Source organism: Microbacterium sp. zg-B185 (assembly GCF_030246885.1).
In the GTDB taxonomy this organism is placed as follows: domain Bacteria; phylum Actinomycetota; class Actinomycetes; order Actinomycetales; family Microbacteriaceae; genus Microbacterium.
In genome coordinates this window covers 2582461-2599440 of the sequence record NZ_CP126739.1, presented here as the reverse complement: position 1 = coordinate 2599440, position 16980 = coordinate 2582461, and the positions used below count along the sequence as shown (strand labels likewise).

Annotated in this window: 16 protein-coding genes; 9 read left to right on the top strand and 7 right to left on the bottom strand. The window is 68.4% G+C overall.

The annotated features are described in order from the left end of the window. Positions 1–44: 44 nt before the first annotated feature. Complete coding sequence (locus QNO12_RS12505; protein ID WP_257503027.1) at positions 45–446, bottom strand: GlcG/HbpS family heme-binding protein; 402 nt, start codon at positions 444–446, stop codon at positions 45–47. 60 nt (positions 447–506) lie between these two features. Beyond that, positions 507–1727 carry a formaldehyde dehydrogenase, glutathione-independent gene (gene fdhA, locus QNO12_RS12500; protein WP_257503026.1) on the bottom strand — a complete coding sequence of 407 codons (1221 nt, stop codon included), beginning with the start codon at positions 1725–1727 and terminating at the stop codon, positions 507–509. 131 nt (positions 1728–1858) lie between these two features. Between fdhA and QNO12_RS12495 the strand changes: the two genes are divergently transcribed. The 3 genes from QNO12_RS12495 to rplL all read left to right on the top strand — a co-directional run bounded on the left by QNO12_RS12495 (position 1859) and on the right by rplL (position 4436). Next, on the top strand, positions 1859–3154 hold the full coding sequence (locus tag QNO12_RS12495; protein WP_257503025.1) for a LuxR C-terminal-related transcriptional regulator: 1296 nt from the start codon (positions 1859–1861) through the stop codon (positions 3152–3154). Between the two features lie 286 nt (positions 3155–3440). Further along, positions 3441–3956: a 50S ribosomal protein L10 gene (rplJ, locus tag QNO12_RS12490; RefSeq protein ID WP_257503024.1), complete on the top strand. Its 516-nt coding sequence runs from the start codon at positions 3441–3443 to the stop codon at positions 3954–3956. A gap of 93 nt (positions 3957–4049) precedes the next feature. Then, positions 4050–4436, top strand: a complete 387-nt coding sequence (rplL, locus tag QNO12_RS12485) for a 50S ribosomal protein L7/L12 (RefSeq protein WP_257503023.1) — start codon at positions 4050–4052, stop codon at positions 4434–4436. Between the two features lie 58 nt (positions 4437–4494). Here the strand turns inward: rplL and QNO12_RS12480 are convergent, their stop codons facing one another. Further along, positions 4495–5544 carry a LacI family DNA-binding transcriptional regulator gene (locus QNO12_RS12480; protein ID WP_257503022.1) on the bottom strand — a complete coding sequence of 350 codons (1050 nt, stop codon included), beginning with the start codon at positions 5542–5544 and terminating at the stop codon, positions 4495–4497. A gap of 311 nt (positions 5545–5855) precedes the next feature. On the opposite strand from QNO12_RS12480, the gene QNO12_RS12475 reads away from it, so the two are divergent. From QNO12_RS12475 to QNO12_RS12460, 4 genes are all read left to right on the top strand, one after another. Next, positions 5856–7187 carry an ABC transporter substrate-binding protein gene (locus tag QNO12_RS12475; protein WP_374113587.1) on the top strand — a complete coding sequence of 444 codons (1332 nt, stop codon included), beginning with the start codon at positions 5856–5858 and terminating at the stop codon, positions 7185–7187. Positions 7188–7498: 311 nt separating this feature from the next. Further along, a complete protein-coding gene (locus QNO12_RS12470; RefSeq protein WP_257503239.1) occupies positions 7499–8695 on the top strand; it encodes a carbohydrate ABC transporter permease in 1197 nt (398 codons plus the stop codon). Then, entirely contained in the window at positions 8692–9669 is a 978-nt protein-coding gene (locus QNO12_RS12465) for a carbohydrate ABC transporter permease (RefSeq protein WP_257503020.1), read from the top strand. The genes QNO12_RS12470 and QNO12_RS12465 overlap by 4 nt, the downstream gene beginning before the upstream one ends. 58 nt (positions 9670–9727) lie before the next feature. Beyond that, a complete protein-coding gene (locus QNO12_RS12460) occupies positions 9728–12244 on the top strand; it encodes an HAD-IC family P-type ATPase (RefSeq protein ID WP_257503019.1) in 2517 nt (838 codons plus the stop codon). Here the strand turns inward: QNO12_RS12460 and QNO12_RS12455 are convergent. Genes QNO12_RS12455 through QNO12_RS12445 form a run of 3 tightly spaced genes read right to left on the bottom strand, consistent with a single transcriptional unit; the run spans position 12193 to position 14087 of the window. Continuing rightward, entirely contained in the window at positions 12193–12630 is a 438-nt protein-coding gene (locus QNO12_RS12455; RefSeq protein ID WP_257503018.1) for a hypothetical protein, read from the bottom strand. The genes QNO12_RS12460 and QNO12_RS12455 overlap by 52 nt on opposite strands. Before the next feature lie 56 nt (positions 12631–12686). Next, positions 12687–13361, bottom strand: coding sequence for a DUF305 domain-containing protein (locus tag QNO12_RS12450; RefSeq protein WP_257503017.1), 675 nt, complete (start codon positions 13359–13361; stop codon positions 12687–12689). Positions 13362–13367: 6 nt separating this feature from the next. Next, entirely contained in the window at positions 13368–14087 is a 720-nt protein-coding gene (locus tag QNO12_RS12445; protein WP_257503016.1) for a thioredoxin-like domain-containing protein, read from the bottom strand. A gap of 279 nt (positions 14088–14366) precedes the next feature. Between QNO12_RS12445 and QNO12_RS12440 the strand changes: the two genes are divergently transcribed. Continuing rightward, positions 14367–15749: a multidrug effflux MFS transporter gene (locus QNO12_RS12440; RefSeq protein ID WP_374761037.1), complete on the top strand. Its 1383-nt coding sequence runs from the start codon at positions 14367–14369 to the stop codon at positions 15747–15749. A 1-nt stretch (position 15750) separates the two neighbouring features. Here the strand turns inward: QNO12_RS12440 and QNO12_RS12435 are convergent, their stop codons facing one another. Next, the gene (locus QNO12_RS12435) at positions 15751–16245 is read right to left on the bottom strand and encodes a nitroreductase family deazaflavin-dependent oxidoreductase (RefSeq protein WP_257503015.1); all 495 of its coding nucleotides are present in this window, start codon (positions 16243–16245) and stop codon (positions 15751–15753) included. 67 nt (positions 16246–16312) lie between these two features. On the opposite strand from QNO12_RS12435, the gene QNO12_RS12430 reads away from it, so the two are divergent. Further along, positions 16313–16975, top strand: a complete 663-nt coding sequence (locus tag QNO12_RS12430; RefSeq protein ID WP_257503014.1) for a phosphatase PAP2 family protein — start codon at positions 16313–16315, stop codon at positions 16973–16975. Positions 16976–16980 lie beyond the last annotated feature (5 nt).

Sequence of the window (16980 nt, the reverse complement as noted above, 5' to 3'; positions counted from 1 at the left end):
CACTCGACGCTAAGCCGTGCACTCGACGTTGAGTCGGGAGGGACTCAGAACGCGGCGACGCCTGCTTCGGCGACGGAGTGGTCCTGTTCGCCGGAACCGCCGCTGACGCCCACCGCGCCGACGACGACGCCGTCACGCACGAGCGGGATGCCGCCGGCGAAGATCGCGACCTTGCCGCCGTTGGTGGCGTGGATGCCGTAGAACTGCTGGTTCGGCTGCGCGTTGTCTCCGAGGTCCTTGGTGGAGATGTCGAACGCCTTCGAGGTCCAGGCCTTGTTGATCGAGATGTTGACGCTCCCGATCCAGGCGCCGTCCTGGCGCACATGCGCGACGAGGTTGCCGCCCGAGTCGACGACGGCGATGTTCATGGGCTGGCCGATCTCGTCGGCCTTCTGCTCTGCGGCGGCGATGACGCGGCGTGCGTCTTCGAGGTTGACGTTGGTCATGGGTGTCTCCTTGGTTCGGCCCGGGATGCCGGGAACTGCGTGGTCGGGTGAGGTGGAAGGTCAGGCGGTGATGTAGCCGTTGGGGTTGAGGACGAACTTCGTGGCGGCACCCGCATCGAACTCGGCGTAGCCCTGCGGGGCCTCGTCCAGCGTGATCGCCTTGGCGTTCACGGCAGCGGCGATGTGCACCTTGTCGTGCAGGATCGCCATCATCAGCTGCCGGTTGTAGCGCATCACCGGGCACTGCCCGGTGGTGAACGACAACGACTTCGCCCAGCCGGTGCCGAGACTGATCGAGAGCGATCCGACCTTCGCGGCATCATCCACTGCGCCGGGGTCGCCGGTGACGTACAGGCCGGGGATGCCGATCGCGCCACCGGCGGCGGTCACGCTCATGAGGGAGTTCAGGACCGTCGCCGGGGCCTCTTTCGCCTTCGCGCCGTGCCCTTCGCTGCGTGCCTCGAATCCCACCGCGTCGACCGCGGCATCCACTTCGGGCACGCCCAGGATCTGCTCCAGCTGGTCGGGGATGGACCCGTCGCCGACGTTCACCGTCTCGCAGCCGAAGCTGCGCGCCTGGGCGAGACGGTCCTCGTTCAGGTCGCCCACGATGACGACGGCGGCACCGAGCAGCTGCGCGCCGGCGGCCGCGGCCAGCCCGACCGGCCCGGCACCGGCGATGTAGACGGTGGAGCCGACGCCGACGCCGGCGGTGACGGCACCGTGGAATCCGGTCGGGAAGATGTCCGAGAGCATCGCGAGGTCCAGGATCTTCTCCAGAGCCTGGTCGCGGTCGGGGAACTTCAGCAGGTTCCAGTCCGCGTAGGGGACCAGGACGTACTCGGCCTGACCGCCGACCCAGCCGCCCATGTCGACGTACCCGTACGCGCTGCCCGGGCGGTCGGGATTGACGTTCAGGCAGATGCCGGTCTTGCCCTCCTTGCAGTTGCGGCAGCGGCCGCAGGAGATGTTGAAGGGCACGGAGACGATGTCGCCGACCTTGATGAACTCCACACCCGGACCGACCTCGACGACCTCGCCGGTGATCTCGTGTCCGAGCACCAGCCCCTCGGGGGCGGTGGTGCGTCCCCGGACCATGTGCTGGTCGGATCCGCAGATGTTCGTCGCGATGGTGCGCAGAATCGCACCGTGCGGGATCTTCCTGCCGACGTTGGCCGGATTGACGCCCGGGCCGTCGTGGAGTTCGAAATCGGGGTAGTCGGTGTCGATCACTTTCACGACTCCGGGCCCCTCATAGGCGACCGCTCTGTTACCTGACATTTTCGTCCTTCCGTCGGGGCGAGTCTGCCCCGCCCCTTCTCCGATCCTGACCGATCCGTTCGGGTAGCGCGATCCCTCCTCAGGGTCGTTGTGACTACCCGAACGGGTGGCGCGATGCCTAGGGTTGGGGGATGCCGTCTGTTCAGAGCGATGCGAAACCCGGCGGTGTCGCTCAAGCGGCGGAGATCGTTCGGGGGCTGGCCGACGTCCTCACCGCGCCGTCCGCCCTCATTCCGCAGCGACTGTCCGCCTTCCTCGGCCCGTTGCTCGGTCACTCCGCTCTCGTGTTCCTCGTCGCCGACGCCGCCGGCGGACAGCGCGAGGGCGCCGGGGCGGCATCCTTCGTCGACGGGGTGTCGTTTCTCGCGTTGGACGAGCTGCGCCGCATGATCGGCCCCGGCCGCACGAGGCGGGGGGTGATCCCCACCTCTGCCGGTGACGTGGATACGTTCCAGGCGCTCTCGAACAACGGAGCGCTGCTGGTCCTCGCCGATCCGGGCGGGCAGGACACCGACGCGGCGGTGCTCCAGCTGTGGAACATCGTCGCGCTGCGCGTGCAGGAGCTGGCGGATGCTGCGTCCCCGGACTACCTGCAGCTGGCCCGCGCGACCTCCGGCGTGCGGATGGAGGCGCTGACCGAACTCGCCGACGAATACTCCACCACCCTGGAGTCCCTGCTGGCCGCCTTGCGATCCTCGAGCCTGGACGATCGCAGCGCCCGCAGAACTGCCACGCAGATCGCCGCGGAAGGCATGGTCCACCTGCGAACTGCGAGCGACCGGGTGCGCACGTTCACGGAGGAGCCCGTCACGACCGCCTTCGAGCGCCTGCGCGACGATCTGCGTCCGCTGGTGCGCTACCGCGACATCGACGTCCAGTTCGTCGAGCCGCCGGTGGACGGACGGGCACTGCCCAGCGAGATCGCCCATGGGGCGCGCGCGGTCGTGCGGGGTTCGATCCTCGCCCTGGTCGACCGGCACGACGTGAGCCGGGTGCGCGTGCAATGGGACTGCGACGGCACGAACCTGCTGATCAACGTGCGAGACGACGGGCCCGGCGACCTGTCCGGCGAGAGCGTGCAGCTGCGACTGGTCCGGCAGCGGGTGCTGGCGCTGAACGGCCGGCTCTCCTTCGAGGCGACGCCGGGCTGGGGAACGGAGATGTCGGTCGTGATGCCGTTGGACCCGCCCTCGGCGCTGGCCGCTGCGCCTCGCGCGTGGGACCTGGGTCCGCGCGAGGCCGAGGTGCTCAGCCTGCTGATCGCCGGGCAGCGCAATCGCGAGATCGCGGTCAACCTGGGCATCAGCGAGAACACCGTGAAGTTCCACGTCGCCAAGATCTTCCGCAAGCTCGGCGTCGCATCCCGCGCCGAGGCCACGGCGTTCGTCCTCGCCGGCCGGCACGGCGCGTCATCCGGACGCGCTTGAGTCCCTGGACAGGACGCCGCGTGCCGCCGATTTGGCGAGGTGCGGGGGAGTACGTAGACTGGGGGAAGCCGAAGACCGCTGGTCATCGATGTGCACGCGAGTGCATGACGATCGAAGCTCTGCAGTGCAGGGGCCCGCGCAGGTGTACGAAACGAATCTCCTCCGAGTTTTCAGCTCCGTGCGCTTGCGCCGGAGCTTTTTCATTCGTCGAGTGAGATCCGATGAGCGGATGCCTCCGGCCGACGTCCCGCCATCGCGGAGCGTCTCGTACACACAAGGAGTGGCCATGGCGCAGAAGGATGCATCGGTCGCCGAGCTCACGAAGCATTTCGAGGACTCGACCGCCGTTCTGCTGACCGAGTACCGCGGTCTGACGGTTGCCCAGCTCAAGGAGCTGCGCATCAGCATTCGTCAGGATGCGGAATACGCCGTGGTGAAGAACACGCTGACCAAGATCGCCGCCAACAAGGCGGGAATCTCCACGCTGGACGAGGAGCTCAAGGGCCCCTCTGCCATCGCATTCGTGCACGGTGACCCGGTCGCCGTCGCGAAGGGACTGCGTACCTTCGCCAAGGCACACCCTCATCTGGTGATCAAGGGCGGGTACTTCGACGGTGCCGCCCTCACCGCTGATGAGGTCAACAAGCTCGCTGACCTTGAGAGCCGTGAAGTCCTGCTGGCGAAGCTCGCCGGTGCGATGAAGGCCTCGCTGTTCGGCGCCGCATATCTGTTCAACGCTCCGCTGTCGAAGGCCGTTCGCACGGTCGACGCGCTGCGTGAGAAGCAGGAGTCCGCCGCCTGATCAGGGCGCGGCACACACCCAATTCGTGACGGTTATCGAGTAGGTCGCGAAGCGGCCGTCTCGAGACACGAAACACAAGCAAGGAGAAACATCATGGCAAAGCTCACCACTGACGAGCTTCTCGACGCGTTCAAGGAGCTCACGCTCATCGAGCTCAGCGAGTTCGTCAAGAAGTTCGAGGAGACCTTCGAGGTCACCGCAGCGGCGCCGGTCGCCGTTGCCGGCCCGGCTGCCGCCGGTGCCGCTCCCGCCGAAGAGGTCGAGGAGCAGACGGCATTCGACGTCGTCCTCGAGGCTGCCGGCGAGAAGAAGATCCAGGTCATCAAGGTCGTCCGCGAGCTCACCTCGCTCGGCCTCGGCGAGGCCAAGGCCGTCGTCGACGGTGCACCCAAGGCTGTTCTCGAGGGTGTCTCGAAGGAGGCTGCCGAGAAGGGCAAGGCCGCTCTCGAAGAGGCCGGCGCGACCGTCACCCTGAAGTAGTCACTTCTTCACGAGAAGGCCCCGGATGCATGCATCCGGGGCCTTCTCGCATGCACGGCTAGATCGCGTCCATGCCGCCCCGGGCGTCAGAGACCATCACCGAGTGGTCCGCATCCACCGGCCCCGTCGATGCCCGCACGATCAGTCGCGCTGTGAGGGCGACATGCGCGGGCTCGGCCTCCGCGTCCGCCAGCTGAGCCTCCAGCAGCTCGACCGCCGCGCGGCCCTGCTCCCGCGGACGCTGCTGGAACGTGGTCAGCGCGAACATCTCCGCGTACTTGTGATCGTCGATGCCGACGACGCTGAGATCGCTGGGGACGCCGATCCCGAGTCGGCGGGCCGCGATGATGGCGCCGATCGCGACTTCGTCGCAGACCGCCACGATCCCGGTCGGCCGCGCCCGGTCGGCGAGCAGATCGACGGCCGCGCCGTACCCGCCCGGCAGTGACACCTCGGATGTGATGTGCTTCGCGCGGGCGGCGAGTCCCGCCTCGGCCATCGCGTGGCGATATCCGTCCAATCGGCGCCGGTCCACGCTGGCCCACCGAGCGCTGCTTCCCCCGCCGATGAACGCGATGTGCTCGTGGCCCAGGCTGGTGAGGTGGTGCGTGGCCCGGCGGGCCGCGTCGTTGTCGTCGATTCCGATGGCAGTGGTGCCGGCATCCGTTCCCACGACGCTCACCACCGGCCGCCCGATCTTCAGCAGCCGCTCCAGCTCGTGGTCCTCGGGCTCCAGGCCGACGGCGATGAGGCCGTCGAACCGCTTGCGTGCCAGAAAGTCCTCGAAGATGCGGCGCCTGCCCTCCGTGCCCGGGTTGGCGTCGTAGAGCGTCAGGTCCAGCCCGCGCTCCAGCAGCGCTGCCTGGATGCCTTCGAGCACCTCGGCGAAGAACCACCGGTGCAGGTACGGGATCACCACGCCCACGTTGCGGGTGCGACCGGTGACGAGGCTGGCCGCATTGCTGGAGGGGACGTAGTCCAGGGATGCCGCGACCGCAGCCACCTTGAGCCGCGTCTTCTCGGAGACGTAGCCGCCGCCGCTGAGCGCCCTGCTGGCCGTCGATTTCGAGACGCCGGCGAGGCGCGCCACATCGGAGATGCCGCTCATCGGTGCTCCTTCGCGTCAGGGCGCTGCGTTCTCATCGGCGGAGAGGGGAACCTCGGGTGGAACGCCATGAAACCGATTCCACATCGGACGACCGCGATCCGCCCGCCCGCGAAGCCGAGCCTAGCGCGCCTGCCGCACTCGACGAGAAGACCCGTGCGGCGAGGGTTACCGAGTTGTGACTACCTGTGATTGTGCGTCACTCTCGTTCTCGCCTACGGTGTCTATGGAATCGGTTCCCGACCGCACCAATCGAACGGGACTCGCGTGCGCAATCCGCACGGCACTCAACTAGGAGGCAGTAAATGACTGGAATGCGTTCACCCGCGCATCGCCGCACAGCAGTGGCATTCGGCGTGGTGGCGATCGCCGCGCTGACGTTGGCCGGCTGCGCCGAAGGCGGCGACGAGGCCGGCGACTCAGGATCGGTCGAGGGCGAAACCGTCACCATCTCGGGCGGCATCACCGGCGTCGAGGCCGAAGACCTGCAGGCATCCTTCGACGAGTTCACCGAAGAGACGGGCATCATCGTCGAGTACACCGGTGACAAGGCGTTCGAGGGCAACATCGTCACCAAGGTCAAGGGCGGCGACGCACCGGACATCGCGATCGTTCCTCAGCCGGGTCTGCTCAAGACCCTGGTCGAGACGGGCGAGGCGGTGCCCGCACCCGAAGCCGTCGAGGCCGAGGTCGACGAGAACTGGTCGCCGGACTGGAAGGCCTACGGCACGTTCGATGACGTGTTCTACGCCGCTCCGATGCTCGCGAACATCAAGGGCTACGTGTGGTACTCGCCGGCCTCGTTCGAAGAGTGGGGCGTCGAGGTGCCCACGACGTGGGATGAGCTGCTGGATCTGACCGCGACCATCCAGGAGAAGACCGGTGCCGCACCGTGGTGCGCCGGCTTCGCATCCGAGGCGGCCTCCGGCTGGCCGGGAACGGACTGGATCGAGGACCTCGTCCTGCGTCAGTCCGGACCCGAGGTCTACGACCAGTGGGTCGCCGGCGACGTGAAGTTCACCGACCCGGAGATCGCCGACGCGTTCGACGCGGTGGGCGAGATCCTGCTGAACCCGGCGTACGTCAACGCCAGCTTCGGTGACGTGGCCAGCATCAACTCGACCGCGTTCGCCAACGTGGCCGCCCCGGTCGCCAACGGCACCTGCGCACTGACCCACCAGGCGTCCTTCCTGTCGGCCAACTTCCTCGACGTGCAGAACGCCGAGGGACAGGTTCCGACCGTCGCCCCCGACGGTGACGTCTACGCGTTCGTGCTGCCCGGCTTCGAGGAGGACGCAGCCGCGATCGAGGTCGGTGGCGAGTTCGTCGTCGCCTTCTCCGACGACGCAGCCACCCAGGCGGTTCTGGAGTTCATGGCCAGCCCCGAGTTCGCCGACGCGCGCGTCGGTCTCGGTGGAGTCATCTCCGCGAACCTGAACGCCGACCCGAGCCTCGCCTCCAGCGAGTTCCTCACCGAGGCGATGCAGCTGCTGCAGGACCCGAACACGACCGTCCGTTTCGACGCGTCGGACCTGATGCCGTCCACGGTCGGCTCCGGCTCGTTCTGGAAGGGCATGGTCGACTGGGTCGATGGCAAGGACACCGCCACCGTTCTGAGCGACATCCAGGCCGGTTACGAGAACTAGTCAGGAACTGCGCTGCAGGGGGGTCGTTCGCCGAGGCGGGCGGCCCCACTGCGGCAAGAGGTGCAAGATAGGCAATACCGGCGTCCGCGACGGTCGTTCACCGCGTGACCGCCGTTCACAACAGAGTTCGCCGCCGCACTCGGAAGGTGCCCATGACCGGAACAACGCAGGTCCCTGACACGAGGAAGGCCTCGGCACCCCGCGCGGACGACGACGCCCTCGCCAAAGCAGAGGCGCTCTCGCGCAAACACCGAACGACCGTCCTCGTCGCGGCCGGCGGACTGATCGTCGTCGTCGCGCTCTTCCTGTTCATGATCACGCGACCGCCGGTGGATGCGCGGCCGGTGTCGCTGGGCTTCTCGCTGAACAGCTTCTTCCGGTGGCTGGGCGATCTGGGCCCGCTGGTGCAGATCCCGGCCGTGCTGGTCGCCTTCGGTGCCGTCGTGGGCATCATCCTCCTGCTGATCGAGTACGCGCCGCGGTCAGGACGCGGCTACTTCTGGCTCCGCCTGGTCGCCTGCTTCGCGATCCCGATCCTGGCGTTCATGCTGCTGCGTCCCTACCAGAACGCGGTCATCTATGTCCTCGGGATCGCCGTCATCCTGGGCGCCGTGCTGTTCTGGGCCGATTACCGGTCCCGCCGCGGCGCCGGCTACCTGTTCCAGCTGGTCATCTTCGCCGCCCCGGCGACCGTCCTGCTGCTGATCGGGCTGATCTACCCCGCGATCGCGACGATCGTCCAGTCCTTCTTCGACAAGACCGGCGAGAACTTCGTCGGCTTCGAGAACTACATCTGGACCTTCACCAACCCCGAGGGCTTCTGGTCGGTGATCAACACCGTCATCTGGGTGCTCGTGGTCCCCGCCGTCGCCACCGTGATCGGCCTCGCCTACGCCGTGTTCATCGACCGGGCGCGCTGGGAGAAGGTCCTGAAGATCCTGATCTTCATGACCTTCGCCATCTCGTTCGTGGGTGCCGGCATCATCTGGAAGCTCACGTACGACTACCGCCAGGGTGAGCAGGTCGGCATCCTGAACGCGATCGTGGTCGCCTTCGGCGGCGAACCGGTCTCCTGGCTGTCGGTGCAGCCGCTGATCAACACCTTCTTCCTGATGATCGTCTTCATCTGGAGTCAGACCGGCCTGGCCATGGTGATCCTCTCCGCGGCCGTCAAAGCGGTGCCGGCGGAGCAGATGGAGGCGGCCGAGCTGGACGGCGCGAACGCGTGGCAGCGATTCCGCAACGTCACGCTGCCCGGCATCCGACCCTCCATCGTGGTGGTGGTGACCACGATCGCCATCGGCTCGCTGAAGATCTACGACGTGGTCGCGGTCATGACCGGCGGCCGGTCCAACTCCTCGGTGCTCGCCTTCGAGATGGTCAACCAGCAGCAGCGCTTCCAGAGCTACGGGCACGCCGCCGCGCTGGCGGTGGTGCTGTTCATCTTCGTGATACCGCTGATCGTGTTCAACGTGATTCAGATCCGGAAGCAGAGGGAGATCCGATGACCATCTCAACTGTGGTAATCGAGCCCAACCCGGAGCCACGCACGGCCCGCCAGGTCGCCCGCGACACGCGCAAGCACGAGAAGATGGCGCAGAAGCGCCTGACCTCCAAAGGCGCCACGATCGCGGCGATCATCATCGCCTTCTTCTGGACGATCCCCACCTTCGGCCTGCTGGTGACCTCGTTCCGCCCGCCCGCGGCGACGCAGACCAGCGGCTGGTGGACGGTGTTCACCAATCCCGAGTTCACGCTCGACAACTACGCCGCGGCACTCACCGCCGGCGGCACCACCCTCACGCTGGGAGAGTCGTTCTTCAACTCGCTGGCGATCACGATCCCGGTGGTGTGCTTCTCGCTGGTGGTGGCTGCCCTGTTGGCCTACGCGTTCGCGTGGATCGACTTCAAGGGGAAGAACCTGGCCTTCATCGCCGTGTTCGCGCTGCAGATCGTCCCGCTGCAGATGGCGCTGGTTCCGCTTCTGAGCCTGTTCTCCCGCGGCTTCGAGATCAACGGCGTCACCATCTTCCCGGGCTTCGATCTGCGCGACGCCGACCACAGCTTTGCGACGGTCTGGATCGCGCACACGATCTTCGCACTGCCGCTGGCCGTGTTCCTGCTGCACAACTTCATCTCCCAGATCCCCAGTGAGGTCATCGAGGCGGCACGGGTGGACGGCGCCGGTCACGGCCAGATGTTCTTCCGCATCGTCCTGCCGCTGGCCGCGCCGGCACTGGCGTCCTTCGCGGTGCTGGAGTTCATCTGGGTGTGGAACGACCTGCTGGTGGCGACCATCTTCGCGCCGTCCCGATCGTTGCCGATGACGCAATCTCTCGCGTCGCTGTCGGGCACGTGGGGCAACCAGTGGTTCCTGCAGGCCGCGGGGACGTTCCTGTCGATCCTGGTCCCGCTGATCGTGTTCTTCGCCCTGCAGCGGTTCTTCGTTCGCGGTCTGCTGGCCGGCTCGACCAAGGGGTGAGTTCTGCGGGAGGGCGGCCACGCGGCGTCCTCCCGCGCACCGCAATAGGGTGAGATCCATGGATGCCGCACCCGACCTCGCCGCAGAGCCCACGCCGGTCGATCCGGCCGTCGGGCTCTCCCAGCCCGAGGTGGACGAGCGGATCGCGGCCGGCCGCACCAACGCGTTCTCGGCGGACTCCAGCCGCAGCGTCTGGAACATCGTCCGCGCCAACGTCTTCACGCTCTTCAATGCGATCGTCGGCGGGTGCTTCCTGGTCCTGCTCGTGCTGGGTCGGTGGCAGGACGCGCTGTTCGGACTCGCCGCCTTCACCAACGCGATCATCGGCTGCGTGCAGGAGTTCCGGGCCAAGGCCAAGCTGGATCGACTGGCGCTGCTGAACGCCCCTCGCGCGCGGGTGCGTCGCGATGGGGAGGAGCGCGAGATCGCCCCCGCGGAGGTCGTGCTGGACGACATCCTGATCCTGCGCGCCGGCGATCAGGTGCCCGCCGATGCGCTCGTCGTCTCTGGTCGGGCGCTCCAGATCGACGAGTCCATGCTGACCGGCGAATCCGAGCCGGTGGACAAGAGCCCCGGCGACGAGGCGCTGTCCGGCTCGGTCGTCGTGGCCGGCGAGGGGGCGGCCCGCACGACCCGGGTCGGCGCCGACTCCTACGCCAACAAGTTCGCCGACGAGGCGAAGCGATTCTCGATGGTCTCCTCGGAGCTGCGGACCTCGATCGACCGCGTGCTGACCTGGGTGGGCTGGGGGGTCGGCCCCATCGGACTGCTGGTGCTGAACGCGCAGATGATGGTCGCGGGCGGCTGGGTCGATGCCTGGCAGAGCGGGACCTGGGTGCAGGCGGTCGTGAACACCATCGCGTCCCTGACCGCGATGATCCCGCTCGGGCTGGTCCTGGTGACCTCGATCGCCTTCGCGGTCGGGGCGGCCAAGCTCGCCGGCCGGCAGGTGCTGGTGAACGAGCTGCCCGCGGTGGAAGGCCTCGCCCGGGTGGATGTCATCTGCCTGGACAAGACCGGCACGCTCACCGGCGGGGACATCCGCTTCGACGGGTCCCATCCTCTCGCCGATGCCGCGCCCGGATGGGAGTCCGCGCTCGCCTGGTACGGAGCCGCACCGGACGCCAACGCCACCGCCCGCTGCCTGCGCGAACCCTTCCCGGTGACCGGCGCACCCACGGAGGCCGCCGCATACATCCCGTTCTCCTCCGCCCGGAAGTGGAGCGCCGTCTCGTTCGGCTCGGGTGCGGCTGGGGGGACCTGGGTGTTCGGCGCCCCCGAGATGGTGTTCGGGGATGCCGCGTCCGACCGGGGCGGCGAGCTCGGACGCACCGTCACCGATCTCGCCTCGTCCGGTCGCCGCACGCTCGTCCTCGCGTACTCCGCCGCGCCGCTGACCGACGCCGACGTGGAGGCGGAGCGGCTTCCGGCCGCGGTGGTCGCGGCGATCGTGCTGACGTTCCGGGAGCAGGTGCGACCGGATGCAGCGCGCACTCTCGCCTACTTCACGGCGCAGGGAGTCGGCATCCGGATCATCTCGGGCGACAACCCGCGGACGGTCGCCGCCATCGCCCGCGAGGTGGGGCTGGACGTCGCGGAGGGCTATGACGCCCGCCAGCTCCCGGAGGATGACGAGCAGCTCGGGGAGATCCTGGACGGTCACACGGTCTTCGGCCGGGTGACACCGGAGCAGAAGCGGCGCATGGTGGTCGCGCTGCAGAGCCGCGGACACGTGGTGGCCATGACCGGCGACGGAGTCAACGACACATTCGCGATCAAGACCGCCGACATCGGCATCGCGATGAACTCCGGCGCGGCCGCGACGAAGGCGGTCGCGCGGCTGGTCCTGCTGGACGGCCAGTTCTCGCACCTGCCGGCCGTCGTCGCCGAAGGCCGGCAGGTCATCGCGAACATCGAACGCGTCTCGATGCTGTTCCTCACCAAGACCGCCTACGCGACCGCGCTGGCGATCCTGTTCGGCGTCCTGGTCCTGGAATTCCCGTTTCTGCCGCGCCAGCTGTCCATCACCGATGGGCTGACCATCGGCATCCCGGCGTTCTTCCTCGCGCTGATGCCGAACACGCAGCGCTACGTGCCGGGATTCCTCAAGCGTTCGCTGAGCTTCGCGATCCCCGCCGGACTGATCATCGCCGTCGCACTGACGCTGTACACGCTCGGAGCGATGTCGCTGGGCGTGGAGGAAGCGCAACTGCGCACCGGCTCGACGATCATCCTCGCGATCGTCGGGATCTGGGTGCTCACCGTGCTGTCCCGACCGCTGAACCGCTACAAGGTGCTCGTGATCGGGGCCATGTTCATCGGGCTCGTCGCGATCTTCAGCATTCCGCTGTCGACCGAGTTCTTCCAGCTCACCGATCCGGGGGAGGACTGCGCGTACCTGATCGCCCTCGTGGCGGCCTGCACGATCGGGGCGATCGAGGTGGTGCGGTTCATCCACAGGAGGTTTGTGGCGCGGTCGCTGGCGGCGTACGCGGCGCGAGGGATTCCCGAAGATGACCGGGCTCAGGCGGAGGGGATGCCCGTCTCCGGAGCCGAGGGCGTCTCGCGGAAGTAGCGAGACCCCGGCGGTGCCCAGACGGCCAGGAGGATGAACGCGTCCGCGGCGAGCTCCGCGAACGCGGACCAGTCCCACGCGTCCGAGGACACGATCGTGACGATCTGGAGGGCGGTCTGCGCGACCGTGTAGATGGTCAGGAGCAGCCGGGCCAGTCGGCGACCACGGGCGACGCCCGAGGCCACCGCGATCGTGAACAGACCGAACAGGATGACACCCGCGCCCAGGAGCGAGACGGGCAGGACGTCCGCCGGCTCCACCCGGTATCGGCTCAGCAGGACGAGGGTGCCCCCGATGGTGCTGGTGATCCCGCTGATGTAGATGATCACGACCGCGATCGTGACGACGAGCGGTCGGCGCCGGGCGGATGCGAGAGCGACGGTCACCCGTTCACTGTAGCGAGACCGGGGTGTACAAGAGCCGGCTCAGGGGGAGTGGCGTGTCAGCCGGTGCAGCCGAGGCGCCGCTGGATGCTCTGCATCGCGTCGATCTCGGCCGTCTGGCCGTTCTTCATGCTCGTCGCGACGGTCAGCACGCGCGGCACGGATCCTCGCTGGAGGATGGCTTCGGCCATCGGGATGGCGCCCTCGTGGTGCCGGATCATCAGCTCGAGAAAGAGGCAGTCCGCCTCGGTGCCGCTGGCGGTGCGCAGCTGCGCGAGCTGAGCATCGGTGGCCATGCCCATCCCGGCGCTCAGCTCGGCCTCGCTGAGGGGCTCGGATCCCGTGCCGCCATGTCCGGAATGCCCGCCGTCGGCGTCGGCCATCCAGCTCATGAGCGGCTCGCCGGCCTGCGGCAGACCCCACTGCACGAGCCAGTCGAACATCTCGCCGCGCTGGGCGGACTGCCCCGTCGCGATGTCGTATGCGAGTGTGCGCAATTCGGTGTCTTCGGTGGTGCGGTAGATCTGCATCGCCATCTCGACCGCCTGGGCGTGATGGACCTGCATATCGCGGGCGAAGCCGGCCTCGGCGGAGTCCGTGGCCGGCGTGGTGGCGGACGTGCCGAAGGCTGAGAAGCGGCCGATCGCGAAGGCCAGTCCGCCGATCGCCAGGCAGGCGAGCACGACGAGAAGCCAGCGCCGCGGCGCCCGGGCCGTCGACGCGTCGTCGGTCACGGCAACCTACTGCTTGCCGGGGGCGTCGAGCGCGCCGGAGCACGCTGCGTTGGGCTCGGGCGCGTTCTGGTTGCGCCAGTACGTTGTGAGGAACTCCGAGAAGCGGGGGTCGTCGGCCGAGTCGAGCTTGAGCTGTGCGTTCCACGCGCTCAGCACGATTGGCGAGTCCAAGCCCTCGTAGGGCGACAGCACGACGTAGCTGGAGGGGAGCTGACTGCGCAGCGCCGTCAGCTCCTCGTCGCCGACGGCATCCGCGTCGTAGGTGATCCACACAGCACCGTGCTCGAGGGAGTGCACGGCGTTGACGTTCGGCACGGGCTGGTCGTAGATGCCGCAGTTGAGCCAGATCGCGTTGTGGTCACCGCCGGCCGGGGGCGTCTGCGCGTACTGGACGTCACCTTCGACGTGGTTCGCGGTGTTCTGGAACGTCTCGACACCCTCGATGGAACTGCCGTCTCCATCGCCCGGGCTGAGGGTCGGGGGAGGAGTGGGGGCGAACACGATGGAAGCGATGATCGCGGCGATGACGCCGATCGCGACGAGCGAACCGACGCTCCACCACACCAGCTTGCTGCGTCGGCGTTTCGCGAGCTGCCTCTGGTACTCCGCCAGCTTCTCCTGACGCTTCTGCTCACGCTGCTGCTTGACGGTCGAGGCGATCTGGGCCTGCGTGGCGGGGTTGCCGCTCGTCTGCTTGGATGCCGGGCGCGGGGGTGTCGGGGTCATGTGTGTGATCTCGGCTCAGGCGCCCGTCGGAACGAGTGGGCTGCGGTGCGGAAGGTACGGCCATCCTATTCGAGCGCATGCGCCTCGGCCTGGGAAGGCGCCGACAGGCCTCAGTGCGCCGGCTGCTGCGGGGCGCGGCGTCGGCGGCGCAGCGTGCCCGCAGGGGGCATCCGGTACGATAGATGGTCGAATCGATTCGGGACGGTTCGTTCTTGATCTGCGCGCCCCAGTCGATCCCTCCGCGGCCGCGTCCCGCCCTCCCCGACCACGAAGAGAACTGTGCTCGATACCGCCTCCACGCCTGCTCGCAAGCCCGCCTCCGACGCCGCCGCCACGACGGACCGCGCCCCCGACGCCTCCGCCCCGCGTCCCCCCGCCCTGACCACGGGAGCGATCCGCGCCCTGGGCAGAAACCCTGCGACCGCGCCGGTGATGCTGCACCCCGGCGACTCGATCCCCACCCGGCGCCGCGTGCTGTACATCGTGCTGCTCGGCGCGCTCACTGCGCTCGGCCCGTTCACGGTCGACCTCTACCTGCCGGCCTTCCCGGTGCTCGAAGCGGACTTCCAGACCACGGCAGCGGCGATCCAGCTGACCCTGACCGGAACCATGATCGGCTTCGCTCTCGGTCAGCTCGTCGTCGGTCCGCTCAGCGACAAGGTCGGTCGCCGGATCCCGCTCCTCGCCGTCACCGCTCTGCACGTGGTGGCCAGCGTCGCAGCCGCGTTCGCCCCGACGCTCGAGCTTCTCATGGTCGCCCGCGTCGGCATGGGCATGGGCGCGGCCGCCGGCGGAGTCGTGGCCATGGCGATCGTGCGCGACCTGTTCGGCGGCAGGCGGCTGGTGGTCATGCTCTCCCGCCTGGCCCTCGTGTCGGGGGTGGCGCCCGTGGCCGCCCCCCTCATCGGATCGGCACTGCTGGCCGTCATGCCGTGGCGGGGGATCTTCGTGGTGCTCGCCATCTACGGCGCGCTGATGCTGGTGTGCGCGATCGCGTTCGTGCCGGAAACGCTGCCGAAGGCCCGACGCAGCGACAAGGGCAGCACCACCGTGCTGCAGCGCTACAAGAGCGTGTTCAGCGACCGCGTCTTCATCGGCGTCCTCATCATCGGCGGAATGACCTTCAGCGGCCTGTTCTCCTACCTGTCCGCGTCGTCCTTCCTGTTCCAGCAGAGTTTCGGGTTCGACGCGCAGACCTACGGCCTGCTGTTCGCAGTCAACTCCGTCGGGGTCGTCGTGGGCGTGCAGACCGCGTCGCGGCTGGCCGCCCGCTTCGGGCCGCAGTGGGTCCTGGCGTGCTCGACGGGCGTGCTGGTCCTGGCCTCGACCGCGATCATCGTGTGCGATGCGCTCGGCCTCGGCCTGTGGGGCACGTTGATCCCCCTGTTCGTGTTCATGACGGCGTGCGGGTTCACCTTCCCGTGCGTTCAGGTCCTCGCCCTCGATCGGCACGGGAAAGCTGCCGGGACGGCGGCGTCCGTCGTCGGCGCTGTGAACTTCGGTGTCGCGGGCTTCATCTCGCCCGTCGTCGGGTGGATCTCGCACGACGCCGGCATCACGGCGACGACGATGGCCTCGGTCATGGTGGGCTGCTCGATCATCGCCGCTCTGGCGCTGTGGATCGTCGTCCGGCCGCGAAGCGTTGCGCCGCTGACGCCGTGAGTCAGTCCGCCGCGCGCACCGGCTGCAGCCGGAACAGTCGCACCGTCCTGCCCGAGTCCCGCTCGTACTGGCGGTAGCCCGGCCACTGCGACTCGATGCGCGCCCATGCGGCATCGCGTTCCGCGGGCGGAATCGGTGTGGCGTGCACGGCCATGCGCGTGCCGCGTACGGTGATGGCGGCATCCGGGTGGGCGAGCAGATTCGCCGTCCAGGCGGGATGCCGTCCCCCGGCGAAGTTGGTGCCCGCCACGATCGCGCGACCGGACCCGTCCGGTGTGTACATGAGCGCGGCGTCGCGCGGCTCGCCGGATTTCGCGCCGCGGGTATGCAGCACCAGGGAGGGCACCAGAAGGCCACTGAGCTGCACCCGCCCGCCGGACAGCGCTCCGACGACGCGTTCCAGCGGTGGCAGCGCGATCGGACCGACCCGGCGGAACCAGCGAGTGCGGGTGAGCGGCGCGATCGCCGCCCGGACGATATCAACGACACGGACCATGCCCCCATCATGGCGCGCCATCCGCGCGGGGGGATCAGCCGCGGCGGTCGGCGGGCAGAATGGGGCGATGGATGCTGCGACAACGCCCCCGTCATCGAGGAGATCCCGGATCTGGCTGCTGGTGGCGGGAGTACTGCTGGTGGCCGCCGCATGCGGGCTGGGCGCCGTCATCCTCGCGCGCCCGATCCCGTTCGCCGTGGACACGGGGTGGAACTCGCTCCTGGTGGCGAACTCCTCCATGTTCCTGGACGGGTTCTCGCGCGTGATGAACTTCCTCGGCGGAACCTGGTTCGGCGTCCTCGTCGTCCCGATCGGCTGCGCGATCGCCCTCATCCTGCTGCGCAGAGCGTGGTCGGCCGCCTTCTTCCTCACCGCGGAGGCAGCCTCGGCGGGTGCCGTGCAGGTGCTGAAGCACCTGTTCGGTCGGGCTCGGCCGGAGGACATCATCATCATCAGCGACTACGGCTCCTTCCCCTCCGGGCACGTGGCGAACGCGGCGACTCTGGCCACCGTCGCCGTCCTGCTCTTCCCGCGCCTCTGGGTGCTGCTGGTCGGGATCGCCTGGGTGCTGCTGATGGCGCTGAGCCGCACCGCCCTGCACGCGCACTGGCTCAGTGACACGCTCGGTGGCGCACTGATCGGTGTCGGTGTGGTGCTGATCGTCGGAGCCCTGTTCGCGCCGCTGATCGCGCGGGAGAGATCCGTGTCCCCGGCCCCGCTGCGTCAGTAGGCTGA

What these genes read in the sequence shown, in the direction of transcription:
- QNO12_RS12505 (WP_257503027.1), bottom strand. Translation starts at nt 446, where the DNA reads ATGACCAACGTCAACCTCGAAGACGCACGCCGCGTCATCGCCGCCGCA.
- fdhA (WP_257503026.1), bottom strand. Translation starts at nt 1,727, where the DNA reads ATGTCAGGTAACAGAGCGGTCGCCTATGAGGGGCCCGGAGTCGTGAAA.
- QNO12_RS12495 (WP_257503025.1), top strand. Translation starts at nt 1,859, where the DNA reads ATGCCGTCTGTTCAGAGCGATGCGAAACCCGGCGGTGTCGCTCAAGCG.
- rplJ (WP_257503024.1), top strand. Translation starts at nt 3,441, where the DNA reads ATGGCGCAGAAGGATGCATCGGTCGCCGAGCTCACGAAGCATTTCGAG.
- rplL (WP_257503023.1), top strand. Translation starts at nt 4,050, where the DNA reads ATGGCAAAGCTCACCACTGACGAGCTTCTCGACGCGTTCAAGGAGCTC.
- QNO12_RS12480 (WP_257503022.1), bottom strand. Translation starts at nt 5,544, where the DNA reads ATGAGCGGCATCTCCGATGTGGCGCGCCTCGCCGGCGTCTCGAAATCG.
- QNO12_RS12475 (WP_374113587.1), top strand. Translation starts at nt 5,856, where the DNA reads ATGCGTTCACCCGCGCATCGCCGCACAGCAGTGGCATTCGGCGTGGTG.
- QNO12_RS12470 (WP_257503239.1), top strand. Translation starts at nt 7,499, where the DNA reads ATGATCACGCGACCGCCGGTGGATGCGCGGCCGGTGTCGCTGGGCTTC.
- QNO12_RS12465 (WP_257503020.1), top strand. Translation starts at nt 8,692, where the DNA reads ATGACCATCTCAACTGTGGTAATCGAGCCCAACCCGGAGCCACGCACG.
- QNO12_RS12460 (WP_257503019.1), top strand. Translation starts at nt 9,728, where the DNA reads ATGGATGCCGCACCCGACCTCGCCGCAGAGCCCACGCCGGTCGATCCG.
- QNO12_RS12445 (WP_257503016.1), bottom strand. Translation starts at nt 14,087, where the DNA reads ATGACCCCGACACCCCCGCGCCCGGCATCCAAGCAGACGAGCGGCAAC.
- QNO12_RS12435 (WP_257503015.1), bottom strand. Translation starts at nt 16,245, where the DNA reads ATGGTCCGTGTCGTTGATATCGTCCGGGCGGCGATCGCGCCGCTCACC.
- QNO12_RS12430 (WP_257503014.1), top strand. Translation starts at nt 16,313, where the DNA reads ATGGATGCTGCGACAACGCCCCCGTCATCGAGGAGATCCCGGATCTGG.